At 43.1% G+C, this 17,552-nt stretch carries 17 protein-coding genes and 1 pseudogene; 5 read left to right on the top strand and 13 right to left on the bottom strand.

Annotation, left to right across the window (positions count from 1 at the left end; translation table 11 throughout):
- Positions 1-28: 28 nt before the first annotated feature.
- Positions 29-997 (top strand): DMT family transporter, encoded by a 969-nt coding sequence (locus MKY92_RS14510; RefSeq protein WP_310335262.1) that lies wholly within the window; start codon positions 29-31, stop codon positions 995-997.
- 101 nt (positions 998-1,098) lie between these two features.
- On the opposite strand, the gene MKY92_RS14505 is transcribed toward MKY92_RS14510, so the two are convergent.
- The 6 genes and pseudogenes from MKY92_RS14505 to MKY92_RS14480 all read right to left on the bottom strand — a co-directional run bounded on the left by MKY92_RS14505 (position 1,099) and on the right by MKY92_RS14480 (position 4,863).
- On the bottom strand, positions 1,099-1,587 hold the full coding sequence (locus tag MKY92_RS14505) for a DUF4309 domain-containing protein (protein ID WP_339301433.1): 489 nt from the start codon (positions 1,585-1,587) through the stop codon (positions 1,099-1,101).
- 2 nt (positions 1,588-1,589) lie between these two features.
- The gene (locus MKY92_RS14500; protein ID WP_339301432.1) at positions 1,590-2,240 is read right to left on the bottom strand and encodes a hypothetical protein; all 651 of its coding nucleotides are present in this window, start codon (positions 2,238-2,240) and stop codon (positions 1,590-1,592) included.
- A gap of 286 nt (positions 2,241-2,526) precedes the next feature.
- A complete protein-coding gene (locus tag MKY92_RS14495; RefSeq protein ID WP_339301430.1) occupies positions 2,527-3,660 on the bottom strand; it encodes a serine hydrolase domain-containing protein in 1,134 nt (377 codons plus the stop codon).
- Between the two features lie 216 nt (positions 3,661-3,876).
- Entirely contained in the window at positions 3,877-4,071 is a 195-nt protein-coding gene (locus MKY92_RS14490) for a hypothetical protein (RefSeq protein ID WP_339301429.1), read from the bottom strand.
- Between the two features lie 133 nt (positions 4,072-4,204).
- A pseudogene (locus MKY92_RS14485) lies at positions 4,205-4,519 on the bottom strand (multidrug efflux SMR transporter).
- Between the two features lie 2 nt (positions 4,520-4,521).
- The gene (locus tag MKY92_RS14480; protein WP_339301428.1) at positions 4,522-4,863 is read right to left on the bottom strand and encodes a multidrug efflux SMR transporter; all 342 of its coding nucleotides are present in this window, start codon (positions 4,861-4,863) and stop codon (positions 4,522-4,524) included.
- 362 nt (positions 4,864-5,225) lie between these two features.
- Here MKY92_RS14480 and MKY92_RS14475 point away from each other — a divergent pair, with 362 nt between their 5' ends.
- Positions 5,226-6,182: an IS30 family transposase gene (locus MKY92_RS14475; protein ID WP_339296788.1), complete on the top strand. Its 957-nt coding sequence runs from the start codon at positions 5,226-5,228 to the stop codon at positions 6,180-6,182.
- 12 nt (positions 6,183-6,194) lie between these two features.
- Here MKY92_RS14475 and MKY92_RS14470 read toward each other — a convergent pair whose 3' ends face one another.
- Positions 6,195-7,067, bottom strand: coding sequence for a YitT family protein (locus MKY92_RS14470; RefSeq protein WP_221819361.1), 873 nt, complete (start codon positions 7,065-7,067; stop codon positions 6,195-6,197).
- Between the two features lie 90 nt (positions 7,068-7,157).
- Positions 7,158-7,514: a MerR family transcriptional regulator gene (locus tag MKY92_RS14465; protein ID WP_237175416.1), complete on the bottom strand. Its 357-nt coding sequence runs from the start codon at positions 7,512-7,514 to the stop codon at positions 7,158-7,160.
- 111 nt (positions 7,515-7,625) lie between these two features.
- Between MKY92_RS14465 and MKY92_RS14460 the strand changes: the two genes are divergently transcribed.
- Positions 7,626-8,399, top strand: a complete 774-nt coding sequence (locus MKY92_RS14460; RefSeq protein ID WP_307412863.1) for an SDR family NAD(P)-dependent oxidoreductase — start codon at positions 7,626-7,628, stop codon at positions 8,397-8,399.
- Positions 8,400-8,572: 173 nt separating this feature from the next.
- On the opposite strand, the gene nspC is transcribed toward MKY92_RS14460, so the two are convergent.
- The 5 genes from nspC to MKY92_RS14435 all read right to left on the bottom strand — a co-directional run bounded on the left by nspC (position 8,573) and on the right by MKY92_RS14435 (position 14,252).
- Positions 8,573-9,700, bottom strand: coding sequence for a carboxynorspermidine decarboxylase (nspC, locus tag MKY92_RS14455; protein WP_221819364.1), 1,128 nt, complete (start codon positions 9,698-9,700; stop codon positions 8,573-8,575).
- Between the two features lies 1 nt (position 9,701).
- Complete coding sequence (locus MKY92_RS14450) at positions 9,702-10,940, bottom strand: saccharopine dehydrogenase family protein (protein ID WP_017688530.1); 1,239 nt, start codon at positions 10,938-10,940, stop codon at positions 9,702-9,704.
- Between the two features lie 553 nt (positions 10,941-11,493).
- Positions 11,494-11,724, bottom strand: a complete 231-nt coding sequence (locus tag MKY92_RS14445) for a hypothetical protein (protein ID WP_339301426.1) — start codon at positions 11,722-11,724, stop codon at positions 11,494-11,496.
- Positions 11,725-11,881: 157 nt separating this feature from the next.
- Positions 11,882-13,141 (bottom strand): cytochrome P450, encoded by a 1,260-nt coding sequence (locus MKY92_RS14440; protein ID WP_339301424.1) that lies wholly within the window; start codon positions 13,139-13,141, stop codon positions 11,882-11,884.
- Between the two features lie 217 nt (positions 13,142-13,358).
- Entirely contained in the window at positions 13,359-14,252 is an 894-nt protein-coding gene (locus MKY92_RS14435) for a TetR/AcrR family transcriptional regulator (RefSeq protein WP_339301422.1), read from the bottom strand.
- 236 nt (positions 14,253-14,488) lie between these two features.
- Between MKY92_RS14435 and MKY92_RS14430 the strand changes: the two genes are divergently transcribed.
- Together MKY92_RS14430 and MKY92_RS14425 are read left to right on the top strand one after the other, a co-directional pair.
- Complete coding sequence (locus MKY92_RS14430; protein ID WP_339301421.1) at positions 14,489-15,136, top strand: TetR/AcrR family transcriptional regulator; 648 nt, start codon at positions 14,489-14,491, stop codon at positions 15,134-15,136.
- Positions 15,137-15,155: 19 nt separating this feature from the next.
- A complete protein-coding gene (locus MKY92_RS14425) occupies positions 15,156-17,480 on the top strand; it encodes an MMPL family transporter (RefSeq protein WP_339301419.1) in 2,325 nt (774 codons plus the stop codon).
- Positions 17,481-17,552: the final 72 nt, after the last annotated feature.

Raw genomic sequence — 17,552 nt, 5'->3', positions numbered from 1 at the left:
TGCATGAAATGTGAGGAGAAGATCGAAAGTGATAGAGAGAAATACCCTTGAGAAACCGAGTAAATTTAGTGATCCCATTTTTGTCATGCTTGTGGCAAGCCTGTGTTGCTTGTTATGGGGAAGTGCGTACCCATCCATCAAACTTGGATATATCGCATTTAACATTCTGCCGGAAGATATTGCTTCCAAGTATGTATTTGCAGGATATCGATTTACACTGGCGGGCTTGCTTCTCTTGCTCCTGTCTCGTATCGTTAGAAAAGAGAAGCTTCAATTGTCCAGACCTCAGTGGACAGGCCTCATCATGTTAGGTATATTACAAACCGGTTTGCAATATATGTTTTTCTACGTTGGCGTAGCCAATACGACGGGTGTCAAAGGCTCCATTATGAACGCAACGACGACCTTTTTCAGTGTTGTTCTGGCCCATTTCATCTATAAAAATGACAAATTAAGCAGAAATAAAATCGTTGGCTGCTTGCTCGGATTTGTTGGTGTAATCATCGTAAACTTCCATACGGATCTGCTAGCTTTTTCCTTTTCATTCACAGGTGAAGGGTTCGTGATTATAGCAGCACTTGTTTTTTCCGTTACAGCCCTCTATGCAAAACGTCTCACCGCTACGATCGATGTTCTGATCATAACAGGGGTCAGCCTGTTCGTTGGGGGACTGGTACTTACGCTGTTAGGTCTATCACTCGGCGGTCGGGTTACTCATTTCACCTTGGAATCCACCAGTAACTTGATCTACCTGGCCTTACTGTCATCCGTCGCATTTTGTCTATGGAATATGCTTCTCAAGTACAACAAGGTCGGAAGAGTGTCTGTTTATAACTTTCTAATCCCTGTGTTTGGAGCTTTATTATCAGCATTATTCCTGGGGGAAACGATTCTGGAACTGAAGAATCTGGCTGCATTGTTGTTTGTATCGGTCGGTATTTATTTAGTCAATCGTGTACGTTCTGTGCAAAGCTCTAATAACACTCCAATAAAATAGACTACCCGTCCACTTCCGTGGATAACAAAAAAAGCCGCTAATCAGCGGCTTTTCGTGTAAATTCGTATACGATATACTTTTGATTCTTACTGTGTTATACCTTAATATATACTCGTAAAGTCAATCAAGTCCTCTTCTTCCTCATAGTTGAATACAATGGCGTGATTACCTAATTGGTATACCATCTCATAACCACCAACGACTTCATTGTAGTATTCTGAGGAAGGTTTCCCCATCCATTTTTTCACATTCCATGGTGAAAGATTTTGCTTTTCATTGTACAAATCAAAAACGGCAATACGTGATTTGTTGGTAAGCTCGTGCATGTATGAATCAAACCCGACGCCGAATTTAGAATAATAATAGAACGCTCCCCATTCCTCGTTTGAACGAGAGGTTGGTTTCCCAAGTTTTTTCTGCGCATTTTGAAGCGTCATGCCAATCTTGATGTCCGTCCGACCTGGCAATACCCCCTTTAAAGCGGCTTCCTTCAGGCTTTTCAGGTAAGCGCGATCACCAACACCAGAGTTCGGCCAAGCTTTTGAACGGAGGTTACGCGTATCTTCCAACCGCAATTCCGATTTGTTCACATTCAACTTAAACGTATTAACTCCATAGACAAATTGAAGGTTGTTGTAATTTTTGAACTGTACTCGGGCACCTGAAAGAGTACGGATTCCATCATCTCTGCTTGCAGAGTAGGAATCGTCGATTTTTTCCCCTTATTATCGACATATGTTACACGGCGCAATTCCCCGGAACGAACAATATACGTTTTCACCTCATTAAAATTAGAAGTTCCCCAATCGGTGATCATCAGCATGTCTGGTGTACTAGCCTCTTTGCTTTTCACAACGAAGTTCCAGGTTTGAGGCAAAATAATCGTATTCAGATCCAGTTTTGCCGCCTGAACAGTTCCGTATGCTGCACCTTTTTTCAACAAGGCTGCACGATAAGTGCCTGAATAACTCTTGTCGCCTTTTTTATTGTTGGTCCAACCATTTTCTTCGGTTAGTGTGCTCTTCTGTTCATCATAAGCAAAAATATAAACGGTGTAAGCCGTTTGCTTGGCATCACGAAGCGTAAATGAAAGCCGACTCATACTTTCGAGCTGCTTGGCTGAGATTTGCTCTCCTTTGGCAGCAGCATTGGGTGGTAGCAGAAGTAATGCGCTCAGAACATAGGCAATTAAAGTTAATAGGGCCAGAGAAGCCCATTTTGCATTGTGTTTAGGGTGTATCATGATTGAATCTCCTTTGAGTAAAAAAATAAAAATCTAGTAGCGCTTTTCTAATTCTAAACCGTGCACAATCTCAACAATCAAACTTGCTAGCGTGTAACCTTGATCAAACTATGTAATGAATATAGGTTCAGTTCAATAAGCATATGCCTCCTACTAGTACTATTTTCCTAAGAATGATATCATACCCTTTCTAATAAAGAAATAACAATCTAAAGAATAGATTTCGACTCATGTAACATAAAAAAGCCGCTATTTAGCGGCTCTTTAACTTCGAATACGATATCATTTACAGACAGGAGTAAACCACATTACGTAAGCGTCGTTGAACGTATGGTTCCTGACTATTCAGCAGGTGCTGTGCATACATAACTGTAAGCTCTGAATCCGGATCCATAATAGCCATACAACCAGCAGCGCCGCTCCATCCAAATTCGCCAATTGGACTCAGTGAGCCGCTTCCTGCTTTGGAGATATGTGTGCGAACACCCAGTCCATAGCCGTATCCATACATATGATCCCACGAATAATCAGCACGAGTCATCTCGTTCAGGTGATCCGTTCGCATCAGTTCTACTGAAGCTTGTGACAGAATGCGCACACCTTCAGGACTCGTACCATGCCCAGTAAGCGCGTTCAGAAAACGTGCATAATCGCTAACGGTTGATAACAACCCTGCACCGCCGCTTTCCAGCTCCGTACCCACACGGAATCCATTGCCGTCCAAACGTACAGCCTTTTCAAGCTCATCATTGTAAGCATACTGTGGAATCAGGCGCTTCTGCTGCTCATCGTTCAGATTGAATGCTGTGTCGTTCATGCCAAGTGGTCCGGTGATTTCGTCCCGTAGATACGTACCAAAGCGTTTGCCACTTACCACTTCCACCAAGGCTCCCAGCACATCATGACACATGCTGTAATTCCAGTGTGTCCCTGGTTCAAACAGCAACGGTTCCTTGGCAAGCGCTCTCGCGAAATCACGTGTTGGCAATGTTCCATCGGTGCTTTTTACAGCTTCTTGAATGCTTGGACAACCAACGTCATACGAGAACCCGGCAGTCATGGTGAACAAATCACGTACTGTAATGGCTCTTGTCGCCTTTTCCAGTCGGATCTCCCCGTTCGGCATCGTTTTCTTTACCGTCATCTCAGCATACTCTGGCAGATAATCAGACAAGGGATCACTTAACAGCATTGCCCCTTTCTCCACCAGTTGCAGCCCTGCCACGCAGGTCATAATTTTGGTCATGGAGTATAGATTGAAGATCGCTCCATCACCGACAGGTGTTTTCTCTTCCAGATTGGCGTATCCATTACGATAATGGAAAACGGTATCATTTCGATGCATCACCAGCACCTCTGCCCACGGTATACGCCAGGATGTAATGCGGTCGATAAATGAAGCAAGCGGTTTAAAATCCATTTTTTCCCGTCCTTCTATGTAAGATCGTTTATCATTTTGCGATGTGGTCCATATTCAATTCCACAATCGACATATTATTAATATACGACCTTTTCCAACGATTGACCACCATATATATACTCTCCTATGCGCAATTACAATACATATTCTTAGTTTATCACACTGCTGCGCACGAATAAGCCGATCCCGGAAAGGATCGGCTTATGTTGTAACGTTTTAGGCTTCGCCGCGTCTGTTCTCAACCGATTTCATACGGTTTTGATCATCTGATACCCGGTCAACACTGAACTCTTGACCAGCTTCAACCTCACCATGACCTGAAATATTCCGCGAAAAATTAGTGAACTGTCTTTTTTGCTCATCCAGCTCGTGTTTTTGCTTCAAAAGCTCTTGCGGGTCTTGTTTTGTCACTATGCTAACCTCCCATACATGAAATCATGCATTGTATTCGCACTATAGAAGTTTTCCATAAGAGAGCTGTACTTATGCATGAATATAGATGAGATGGATATAGTTCCGTTGTTAGTGTAGCTAATTTATACAGTTAAGAGACTAGTCTCAATCCCACAATACTGACGATGATCCCACTAACGATAGCCAATTTCTTAGCATTTTTGGGCTCTTTGAATACATACATTCCTAATAGTACACTGCCCGATGCCCCAATACCTGTCCAGATTCCATAACCAATGCTGATTGGTATCTCTCTCAAAGACAGGGAAAGAAAAATAAAACTTAATCACAAAAACAGAGCGAACGTAAATGTATGTTTCAATTTGGTGAATCCATCTGAAAGTTTCAGAAATATTACACCGCCAACTTCAAATAAACCAGCCAAGATCAAGAAAAACCAACTCATATCTATACACCTGCCTTTTGTTTAGGTTCATTGGATACAAATTTCAGACCGATGATGCAACTGATTAATATCATGACCAACACGATTTTAATTGCACTTACGGGGTCCCCCAAAAAAATCATTCCCACAATTACGGTTCCAAATGAACCAAGACCGGTAAACACCGCATAAGCGGTTGATACAGGAAGTATTTTAGTGGATTTTGCAAAGAAGTAGAAGCTGCCAATCATTAAAATAACCGTGGGGATTACGATCTCGATTTTCGAAAAACCATCGGAGAATGACAAACCTAATGCCCAACCTATCTCTAAGATTCCTCCAAGAATAAGAAATAACCACGCCATAAAACATTCTCCTCTTCTGCATTCATGTTGTTGTTTTGTGATCAACACTTAATTTAAAATAATGATAGTTATTTGTATCATTTGATATATTAATAAACCATCTTTATTTTATTTGCAAATTTAAATATTCGTATTAAATTAACAAGGAAATCCGCCTTTTAAAACTCCAAGTTAAGCTGTGAACAAACAAAAAGCCAACCAGAAGTTCCTGGTTGACTAACACGTTTAAGTTCATTTTGTTTTTCGTATGACAGATTGTAATATGAAGTGCGACACCTACTGGAAATAAAAAAATGGCTCATAGCCTGATTCGTGTAGAATGAAAGTTACCACACAAGCATTCACACAAGGAGAATCAGTCCATGAGTTATTCACATCTTAGCATAATCGAACGCAGCAAGCTAGAAATCCTCCACAGCCAAGGCCAAAGTTCGAGAGCCATTGCAAAAGAACTGGGGAGGCATCCGTCGACGATTTGTCGTGAGTTAGATCGTGTTGCTGCATCGCAACCCTATCAGGCAGAACACGCTCAAAACGCTTATGAGGAGCGTCGTAAGGCTTCTGTCTCCCTAGGTAAATGGTCAGAAGCCTTGGCTGCTTCCTTGGAGAAGAAGCTTCAGGCGACGTGGTCTCCAGAACAAATCACTGAACGTTTCCGCATGGAAGGCCTGCCAACCGTCACCTTCAAAACCATCTATCGCTGGATCTACACGGGGCGCTTGGTTCAAGGCGTATTACAGATTCTTCGGCACAAAGGGAAGCGTCAAAAACCCGCAGAAACTCGTGGTAAATTTGCCATTGGTCGATCCATTTCGGATCGTCCCAAAGAGGTACGTTCCCGTGAAACGTTTGGGCACTGGGAACTGGATACCGTCGTATCGGGCCGTGGGAAAAGTAAAGGCTGCGTGGCCACGTTGATTGAACGTAAAACACGCCTATATACCGCTGTTCTCATGCCCGACCGTACCGCGTTGTCGATGGAGATTGCACTCGGTGTAGCCATCTCACAGTACCCTACAGGGACCTTTCTCACAGCCACGGCTGACCGAGGAAAGGAGTTTGCATGTTATGCCAGTTTGGAAACCACGCATAACCTACACGTTTTTTTTGCTGATCCGTATTCCTCTTGGCAACGCGGTTCCAACGAGAATGCGAATGGCTTACTACGAGAGTTCCACCCCAAAGGTACAGATTTCGCTCAAGTGGAGGATGAAGAACTCGCACACTCACTCGATCTAATGAATCACAGACCACGAAAATGCTTGGGTTGGAAGACGGCTCACGAATCTTTCACAGAGGAACTGTCGCACTTGGTTTGACAATCCGTCGTATCAATGAATATCTTTCTTTTTGAAATTGCCGCCTCTTACTTCAGCTACATCGTATACAACTACAAAGGCAGTTGGGTCAATTTCGTGAATGATATCTTTAATTTTACTCTCTTCCATCCGGTTAATAACACAAGTAATTTCCTTGAATTGCTCATTCGAGTAGCCACCGTAAGCCTCGGTATACGTTGCTCCACGGCCTAAGCGATCCCGAATGGTTTCAACCATAATCTCAGGTTGATTCGTAATAATTTTAAACGTTTTGGAGCCGCTCAAGCCCTCTTCAACAATATGTATTACTTTAGAAGCAATGAAATACGCAAGTCCTGACAAGATTGCGCCTTGCAGGCCAAACACGGTAGAAACGACAATAAAGACAAACATGTTGAGGAACAGAATGAGATCACTGGTTCCAAAAGGTACTTTTCGCGAAAGGAGTACTGCCAGCATATCTATGCCATCCAATGCCCCGCCATTACGTAATGCAAGTCCCATACCAAAACCGATGATAATCCCGCCGACAACGGTAACGAGCAAGGTATCACCTTCAATGATGGTTGGTACATGGTGCATCAGACTGGTGCTGATAGCGAGTGAAGCAATACCGATGATCGAATATAACGCAAAGCTTTTTCCGATTTGCTTGTACCCGAGCCACACAAATGGAATGTTAATAATCCCGATGAGCATCCCCAGTGGTAATCCGAACAACTGTGATCCTACGATACTCAGACCTGTGACACCACCATCTGAGACATTATTCGGGATCAATATGGCTTCGAGACCATATGCCGTTATAAATCCCCCAATGATAATCAATAATACTTTGGAGAGGATTTTTAACTTGTTTGACTTTTGTTTTCTGATTTGATGCATTGCATTTCCCCCTTGATGAACAACCGATAAAAAATAGTCTATAATAAAAATCACTGTTTTGGCAATAGAACGTCATTGATGTGTGTTACATCATTGTCCGATGAATGTTCGATACGACGAAATTTTATGCTCAAGCATCTCATCTGCTGTGTTAAGTATGTGCATCTGTTTTTGAATCGACTCTTTATGCTCCTCCAGCAGCTTCAAACGATCCGCCGCCGTATGCTCCCCTTCCTGAAACAAGGATGCATACTTCTTAATGGTAGCAATGGGCATCTGAGTCTCTTTTAATTTAATTACAAATTGCAGCCATTTCAGGTGTGACTCGTTATATCGCCTGTCTCCACTCGCATCTCGGAGAGGGGTTACAATCTGTTCCTTCTCATAATAACGTAACGTATGTGCACTGATATGGAGTAATTCTGCCACTTCACCAATGGTATGCATGGTTAACCTCCCCTCCATTTTCCCGCTTGACTTAGAGTAAGCTCTAATCAGTATAATCAACTCGTGGTCATATCACAATAAAAAATGAAATCAGATCCAGGAGGAATTCCCATGAAATACACAGTGATTACCGGTGCCAGTTCGGGCATTGGATATGAAGCGGCTTTAGCTTTTGCAGCCCGCGGCAAAAATATGATCCTGGCAGCACGCAGAACCGATGAATTGGACAAATTAAAAGCAAAAGTAGCTGAAATCAATCCTGATCTGGATGTTGTCATTCGTACAGTGGATCTGTCCATTGCCGCTAATGTGCATGAATTCTATGAGAGTCTTCAGGCTTACTCCATTGAGACGTGGATTAACAATGCAGGATTCGGGAATTTTGCTTCCGTTGGCGAACAACACCTACCCAAGATTGAGCAGATGCTTCATCTTAATATAGAAGCTCTTACGATTCTTTCTTCCCTGTATGTACGTGATTATGCAAACGTTGATGGCACACAGATCATTAATATTTCATCTGGTGGAGGATATACGATTGTAGCCGATGCAGTAACCTACTGTGCAACCAAGTTCTATGTAAGTGCCTTTACGGAAGGACTTGCGCAAGAGTTGAAAGGCAAGAACGCAGCAATGCAAGCCAAAGTTCTCGCCCCGGCTGCAACGGAGACGGAATTTGCGAAACATTCCTTTAATGTAGATGAGTTTGAATATGAGGGCAGAGTTCCTAAATTCCATACGGCGGAACAAATGGCTGGTTTTCTGTTGGAGTTGTATGACAGTGAGAGTGTAGTCGGCATTGTGGATGGGTTGACGTATGACTTTGAACTAAGAGAACCGATCTTTCCATATGCTGCGAGAGCAGCCTCAAAACCACAAAATTAACCCGAAAACTGAAGTCGAAGCTAAGTCGGCTCATTACCGGTAAACATTAATCTAACCTCACTGATAAACATCATTAAATCTAATCGCTAAACATCAGTTAACGTTAAAAAGGGAACCTGTCTCCAGGTTCCCTTCATTGTATTAATATTCTATGCTTACTATATAATGAAGTATTATGCCAACCTCATTTTGAAATCCTGATATCCGAATTCACGAACAACTTCGCAATCGCCGTCTTTTCTTTTAACAGCAATCGCTGGAAGCGGCATGCCGTTGAACGTGTTGGTTTTCACCATGGAGTAAATCGCCATGTCCTCGAATACCAGACGGTCGCCTTCTTGTAGAGGCTGATCAAATGAATAATCCCCAATCACGTCACCAGACAGACAGGTTTGTCCACCTAGGCGATACAGATGGGCTTTCTCGCCCACTTCTCCCGAACCGATCAGCGGCGGACGATAAGGCATTTCCAGCACATCCGGCATATGGCATGTAGCTGAAGTATCCAGAATGGCGATGTCCATGCCATTTTTATGGAAATCCAGCACAGAAGTCACCAGATAACCCGCGTTCAGCGCAACAGCTTCTCCCGGCTCCAGATATACTTCCAGGCCATAGTCGTTCTGCATACGTTTGATGCATGCTTCCAGTCTTGGAATATCATAATCTTCACGTGTGATATGGTGTCCACCACCGAAGTTGATCCATTCCATTTGTGGCAGCCATTGTCCGAACTTCTCAACAACTGCGTTCAGCGTAGTCTCCAGATCGTCGGAATTTTGCTGACACAGCGTGTGGAAGTGTAATCCGGAGACACCTTCCAACATGTTTGCATCGAAATCCTCAAGTTTCGCGCCAAAACGCGAACCTGGAGAACACGGATCGTAGATCTCGTGTCCTTCTTGGGTAGAGCATTCTGGATTGACGCGCAAGCCGACCTTACGGCCAGCTTGAAGCGCCTTATCCTTGAATTTTGCAAGCTGTGAAAATGAGTTGAAAATAATGTGGTCGCAGATGGAGAGAATCTCGTCGATCTCTTCTGCGCGGTATGCTGGAGCAAAGACATGATTCTCTTTGCCCATTTCCTCATGGCCCAGACGCGCTTCATACAAACCGCTCGCCGTTGCACCACTCAGGTATTCTCCAATCAGCGGATACATCGCAGTCATGGAGAATGCTTTTTGAGCAAGCACGATTTTGGCACCTGTACGCTGCATAACACCGTTCAGGATTTTCAGGTTTCTCTCGATAAGCGCCTCGTCAACAACAAAACATGGTGTCGGTAATTGCTCGAACCGCATTTTAACGAACTAGCTCCGATTCTTTAACTTCTTCTGGCAGCTCATCAACGAGTACCGGGTTGAAGTCTTCTACCCATGGGAGGCCCCATTTGTTCAACTCTTCCATGAATGGATCCGGGTTGAACTCTTCTACATTGTATACGCCTGGTTTGTTCCATTTGCCTGTCATGACCATTGCTGCACCGATCATAGCTGGAACGCCTGTTGTGTAAGAGATCGCTTGGGAACCCACTTCTTTGTAACACTCTTGGTGATCACAGATATTGTATACATAATATGTTTTGTCTTGACCGTCTTTTTTACCTTTGAAGATACAACCGATGTTTGTTTTACCGACAGTACGTGGTCCAAGGGATGCTGGATCAGGCAGTACTGCTTTCAGGAATTGCAATGGAATAATTTGTTTACCTTCATATTCAATAGGCTCGATTGAAGTCATGCCTACATTTTCAAGAGCTTTCAAGTGAGTCAGGTAGCTTTGACCAAATGTCATGAAGAAACGGATACGTTTCAGACCTGGCATGTTTTTTGCCAAAGATTCCAATTCCTCATGGTACAACAGGTACATGTCTTTCTCGCCAACTTCTTTGAAGTCGTAGACACGTTTGATTTCCATTGGCTTCGTTTCGATCCATTCACCATTCTCCCAGTATCTTCCGTTCGCAGATACTTCGCGAATGTTGATCTCAGGGTTGAAGTTGGTTGCGAACGGATAGCCATGGTCGCCGCCATTGCAGTCCAGAATATCGATGTACTCAATTTCGTCAAAGTAGTGCTTCAGGGCATAAGCGGAGAATACGCCAGTTACGCCTGGGTCAAATCCACTACCGAGCAATGCAGTGATGCCTGCTTGTTCAAAACGCTCTTTGTAATCCCATTGCCAGCTGTATTCAAACTTCGCTGTATCATGTGGCTCATAGTTAGCTGTGTCCATGTAATTTGTTTTCGTTGCAAGGCAAGCATCCATGATAGTCAGATCTTGATACGGCAAAGCAAGGTTCATAACGATATCCGGTTTAACTTCGTTGATCAAAGCGATCAGTTCGTCAACATTGTCAGCATCAACTTGTGCTGTTGTAATTTTTGTTTTTCCGCCGTCCAGCTTGGCTTTGAGTTCATCACATTTGGATTTTGTACGACTCGCGATGCAGATTTCCTCAAAAACTTCGCTGTTTTGAACGCATTTGTGTACTGCCACGGAAGCAACGCCGCCGGCGCCGATGATTAGTGCTTTTCCCATTTTACATTCTCCTATCCCAATATGTATTTTTTTAAATTGGTTTAATTTGTTTGATACAGTAACGACAACAAGACAACAAAAAAAGCAAGGTGAAAAATGCCCGCAATCGCGCATCATCACACTTGCTTATCGATATACATCATAAAAAAGACGTGAAGTCTCCATGACCAAAAAAGTTCACAAGAACTCCTTTTGCGGAAAGCTCCTTCATGTATATCAATATTGGATCAGAGTCTATATAGCAAATAATTCGCCTTTACCACTCTTATTGACCGTTTCACAAGTTGATGTGCAATTGCACTGGTTGTAAAGTAACCAACTTATAAAATTTGAGCTTTGAACTCAATCAATAAAGCAACGTAAGTTGCCAATCGGCGTTTGACCCGGCTGTCCGTATGGCCTTAACTTCCTGGTGAAGTGGTCAAAATTATCTGCTGGAAAGCTCTAATTCATATTGATAAATTAACTTCCCAAAATCACAGGTCTTACACTATCAGACGTTGAAAAAAAAATCAAGCAATAATTAAAAATTATTTTTTTGTCCGAACGAGAACTAAGAAAGAAATTGATATCCTTCGAATACTTTCAAGCCTCCTGCGCTCAGTAATCCCCCCACTACTTCAGGTTTTTGAGGACTTTTCTCATATACTTCTTCACACGCGATCATACTGTTGCTGCCAGCAATTTCCACTAACTGATCATGGGCCGAATGGTTCGTTTCCTTCTTTGCGAGCTTGCAAATCAATCTCAATGGCTTTATGCATGATAGTTCATCTTTATTCATAAAGTTTACCTCCGCAACAAAATTTATGTACTCAATTTTATGTTTTTGCATTAGCATGTTCACTCCATTGGAATGCTTCTTGTTCATACCGTTCTATCATCATTATAAATAAAGAGTATGACGACAATTCGTCATACTCCAGTGAGACACACTAAATTTATCTATTAAATTTTACTGGTAATGATGCCAATCCCTCAGATAATAGTGAGTAGTGCCAATGAATCTCTTCCGGAGGAACACTAAGCTGAAGACCAGGAAGTCGACTTAATAGCGTAGTAAACGCTACGTCTCCCTCCACACGGGCAAGTGGAGCACCAAGACACATATGAATACCATGGCCAAATGCCAAATGCCGTTTTATTTTGCGCTCAAGATCCAGTTCTTCAGGTTGGTCAAACTGTAACTCGTCCCGATTCGCTGATTTCAAGAGAGGAATCACAACATCTCCTTTTTTAATCTGTTGTCCATCCAGTTCCGTGTCCTGCGTTGCATATCGAGGACCTGACGAAGTCGCGGGGCCGTTATATCGTAACAACTCCTCCACCGCAGAAGGAACCAGATTCAAATCTTGTTTAAGTTGTTCCAGTTGTTCGGGATGTGTCAGAAGTAGATAAGAGCCGGTCGCAATCAGATTCGACGTTGTCTCATGTCCAGCAAATATTAATAACGTGATCATGGATATTAATTCATCTTCATTCAGTCGATCCCCCTCCTCCTCGATCACAATTAATTGACTGATGAGGTCATCGGAAGGTTCCACTCGTTTGTTCGCCACAAGCTGAGCCGTGTATTCTGCGAATGATCGCAAATGCTGCGCTACTTCAGGGTCTTGTTTACCGAAACCGAGACCTTTCGCAATGGCTTCAGACCATACATGGATCTGAGGTCGGTCTTCCTGAGGTACACCGAGCATTTCGGATATGACGTTAATTGGGAAAGGGTAGGCATAGTCTTTTACAAGATCCATCTCTCCTTTTCCTTCAAATTGATCAATTAATTCATCAGCAATTTCCTGGACACGCGGACGCAGGCTTTCCATATATCTTGGAGTGAATGCTTTGGACACCAGGCTACGCAGTCTTCGGTGATCCGGTTCATCAACAAAGAGCATCGACTTTCCGGTAAAAAAGGTCTGGGGTTCTGATGAACCAAGATCGTCTGAGAGATTCTTTCGAATATCATTGCCATTATCGATAGAGTTCATATCTACCGTAAATCGAGAGTGGTCTTTCAACACTTCCATGGCGACGTCCATCCGAGTTATAATCCAGGTTTGCTCTGTTCCACCCATTGGATTGGGAACAGGAACAACGGAGCCTCTGGATCGCATCTGTTTAAACATGGCAAATTGATCTTTAACATTTTCTTCACTAAACAAATTGAATTCTGATTTTTCCGATGTTTGGTTATTATTCATTGAAATCTTCCTTTCATAGTGAAGTTATTGAAATCTATGGAAATATATGTTCATTTCGATTATATACTACTCGTATAATTAATTTCAAATTCCGTAGTTTAAACTGCACCATTCAACTGTTATAACAACAATTAATTAATATACTAATAGTATATTAATAATAACTACAAGCATAAAAAAGAAAAAAAAGAGGTCGGCTTTGGGGCCAACCTCCAAATTAATTATGGTGCTTCACAAGTTCCAAATACCACCAACAGGCTTCGGTTAGTCTATTGGCTTTGGAGTGAAACGCACTTGATTTGTACTCTTTGTGAAATGCTTGAAGGACAACTTCGATTACAGGAATATTTAAATCCTCTTTATCCTGTAATAACGCCAAAAGTCCCTTGGAAAGTTGCTTTAATGATGTAGATTCCTTGGATTTTTGAACAATCTTGTTGAACTCATCCAATTCCTCCAACAGCTTGTCGATATCGAGACCATGATCACGGTTACGCTCATCGGCATTCAGAAAATAAAGAGACTGAACGTCAAAAATATGTTCATTTCTTTGGTGCATTGTTCTTAATATCACTTCAATGTAGGTCAATACTTTTGGAACAACTTCGCTCCAAACCGGTTTTTTCGTATTTAGACTTCTCGAGGTGTTGGCAATCTGATGCAGTATGCCATAGCACAATATTGCACCTTCGTTGGCATATAAGCTGATGTCTTTTCCGAACACCTGAATCAAGCGTGTAGACAGCCAGTTTAGATGTACTTTAGCCAATTTCGCTGAGTTGATCTCTCCGGCGTAAAAACCAGTCCAATACAATTCCCACACTCGTTCTTTGTCAGGTCCAGACATGGGAATGACAATCTGATCAACAAGCAGGGCATAATCCGATGTATAGTGATTTTGTTCAAGCTCTTTACGAATGAAAACATCCTCTTGCATACGCTGATCAATAATCGAATATAAACAGTCTTCTTTGGAACTGAAGAATTTGTAGAATGTGCCTTTGGATACACCCGATTGATCCAAGATCATCTGGATTGTTGTATTTGCATAGCTATGCTCTAAAAATAGTGCAAGTGCTGTTTCCAATAAACTTTGTTTACGACTACTCATATCTCGTTATCGCCCCAAGTTTTTCTATTGATTTTAACATTCATTCCTCAGGAGTTGAAGCATTGATTCGCAGTATAGCTGTCATATAAAAATAATTGCACAATGAGTAAATTTGCACAATGAGCAACTTGTTGTTATGATAAACCTCACAAAGTGCATATTCAGTAAGTGTGCTCTTCTTAAAAGAATTAAACCATAGTCATTGGTGTTGGAGGTGAACGCATAAGCGGAGAATAATGATTAAACGAAACTTGCGACATTTGAAAAAAGAAGCGACTGAAAAAGCACTTGCTGGCACTGCATTTGAACTGACTCTTGAACACGGACTCGATGGTTTTACGGTCGAAGATATCGTGCATCAAGTGGGTTGTTCGCGTAGAACATTTGCAAACTATTTCACATGTAAAGAAGAAGCCGTAGCAAGAGGCGCCATATCCGTTCAGAATACAACCGAACTCGAAGAGTTACTTACCGAATTGCCCGACAATGCCTCTTTGCTTGACGTACTGTATAACCTGATCAAGATGCAGCTTACAACAGAACTCTTAGGAAGGCTTCATCAACTAGTATCACTATCTCAGACCTATCCCGTGTTAGAACCACATTATCTCGGAGCCATGCACCGGATGCAGACGCAGGCACAAGATACCTTATTAGACTTATCTAACGGGAAATATGACGAGATCTATACTTATCTTCTGATTAACGCACTATATGGATCGATACTGCCATTAATTGATGGAAGACTCAATGTGTTACTGCCCGGACAAGTCATTACTGAAGATACCAATCCCGGTGCTTTAACCTTCGATCAATTTTTGGAAATTACGTTTAATCATTTGCGGGCAGGATTCGAACATGCCAACCATCCACATTCATCATAGAGGAGTGTAAAATAGAGAAATGTCTACATTATTATACAGAGTGGGGAAAACCGCTTTTAGCAAACCTGCAACCTTCATCATTGGCTGGGTTTTAATTCTGGGAATTGTCATCTCCATGATCAGCATCAATGGTATTCACATCAGTTCTGAAATGAAGATTGAAGGCACAGAGTCACAGAAGGTTCTGGATCAATTGGCAAAAGAACTGCCAGCCGCCTCCGGCGGTCAAGGAAGTGTTGTGTTCAAGGCACCTGACAACGAGCGTTTGGATACGCCTGAAAATATGGCTGCCATGATGAAAGGTGTTAATGAAGTTTACGGACTAGACAAAGTCATTAACCCTGCAGACTATGCAGCTGAAGCGAGCAACTCAGGTGCTTCCGCTGAGATGGCTCAGAATGCTCAGGCTACCGATACGGCACAATCCGCAACAACCACGCCTCCTCCCTATGGACCTTTGATGGTGGATGGTGTTCCTGTACCTGGTATGCTGATCTCTTCGGACGGCAGCATTGCACTGTTCCAGTTCCAATTTACAATTGAGCAGTCTGCCATAACACAGGATGTATTTGATTCCGTTATTCAATCTGTTATGACGGTAGAGCAAGGAACCAACATTACGGTCTTGCCAGGGGAAACGCTCAAAACGGTATCGATTGGGGTCGGCTCGGCTGAGATTGTTGGATTGGTGATTGCTGTCATTGTATTGCTGATCACCCTTGGCTCCGTTGTTGCAGCAGGTCTGCCTCTGATCACCGCACTCCTCGGAGTTGCTATTGGAGTTGGTGGTGCGTTCTCGATCTCCAAATTCATTGAAATGCCTAGTGTCACTTCCGTTCTGGCTCTTATGGTTGGATTGGCTGTTGGAATCGATTACGCTCTCTTCATTGTCAATCGCCAACGTCGAATGATCATTGATCAAGGCTTGAGCGCAAAAGAAGCAACGGCCAGAGCCATTGGTACATCGGGCAGCGCAGTATTTTTTGCCGGATTAACCGTCATTATTGCACTGTGCGGTATGCTTGTCATTGGTCTCACATTCTTGTCTACGATGGCTTTGGTCGCAGCTGCCACCGTACTTATCAACGTATTCGTTGCTTTAACCCTGTTGCCAGCTTTACTCGGATTGGTAGGAGAACGCATCTGTTCCGCCAAAGCTCGTGAGAAAAGCACGAAACATTCTAAAGTCACTAACCACGGAGTCGCGGACAGATGGGTGAAATTCGTTATCAAGAATCGTTGGGCTTCCATTATCGCCATCATCGTCATTCTTGGTTTTGCCGCGACGCCGATCACCAAAATGGAAATGGGTATCCCCGGAGCTTCCTCAGCGAATCTGGATACAACTGCAAGACAAAGTTATGATGCCATCTCAGAAGGCTTCGGAGAAGGATTCAACGGACCACTTATTCTGGTCGCAGAGCCTAATCAGTCTTCCGCAAAAGTTACACCGGAACTCTTGGGCGGTCTGGTGATGGAACTCCAAGGTCAGAATAACGTTGCACAAGTCACACCGCTTGGGATGACAGAAGATTTGGCCATCTTTAGTCTCATTCCAAAAACGGGTCCTAACGATGCGCTCACTAAAACACTGGTCACTGATCTGCGCTCGGCTGATTCCGGCATCGCACAGACCTATGATGTGAAGCTTGGGGTTACTGGACTTACAGCGGTTAACATCGATATGTCCGCCAAACTGGCGCAGGTGTTCCCTATTTATGTAGGCATTATCATCCTGCTCTCGCTGATCATCCTGTTACTTGTATTCCGTTCAATCATCGTTCCCATCAAAGCAACAATTGGCTTCCTGCTTAGTATCTTGGCTACATTCGGGATCACGACTGCTGTATTCCAATGGGGCTGGCTGCATTCGCTCTTTGGTTTTGATACGGGCGGCCCGTTGCTGAGCTTTATGCCAATCATCGTGACAGGTATCCTGTACGGCCTCGCGATGGACTATCAAGTCTTCCTTGTTAGCTCCATGCGTGAATCCTATGTTCATGGTCATCGCGGAACTGAATCCGTCGTTCATGGGTACAATCAGGTTAGTCGCGTGGTTGTTGCGGCAGCAGTGATTATGGTCTCTGTATTTGCAGGCTTTATCTTCACCGATGATGTCATGATCAAGCAGATTGGTTTCACTTTGGCGGTAGGCATTCTGATTGATGCTTTTATCATCCGCATGGGCTTGGTCCCTGCCATCATGGCTATTTTCGGAGACAAAGCTTGGGCACTTCCAAAATGGCTGGATCGCATTCTGCCAAACCTGGATGTTGAAGGCGAGAAGCTGATTGCTTCCCTGAATGCTGAAGAGCATGCCAACACGAAGTCTGGATCAAAATAATCCTGCCAAACGAATGGTAATACCATGATTACTATTACGACTATATTCACCAATACAAAGATCTCCTCTGTT

It is taken from the genome of Paenibacillus sp. FSL R5-0623, assembly GCF_037974265.1.
GTDB lineage: Bacteria > Bacillota > Bacilli > Paenibacillales > Paenibacillaceae > Paenibacillus.
Note: the sequence above shows the minus strand (reverse complement) of the source record. Positions and strands in the feature narration are given on the sequence as shown.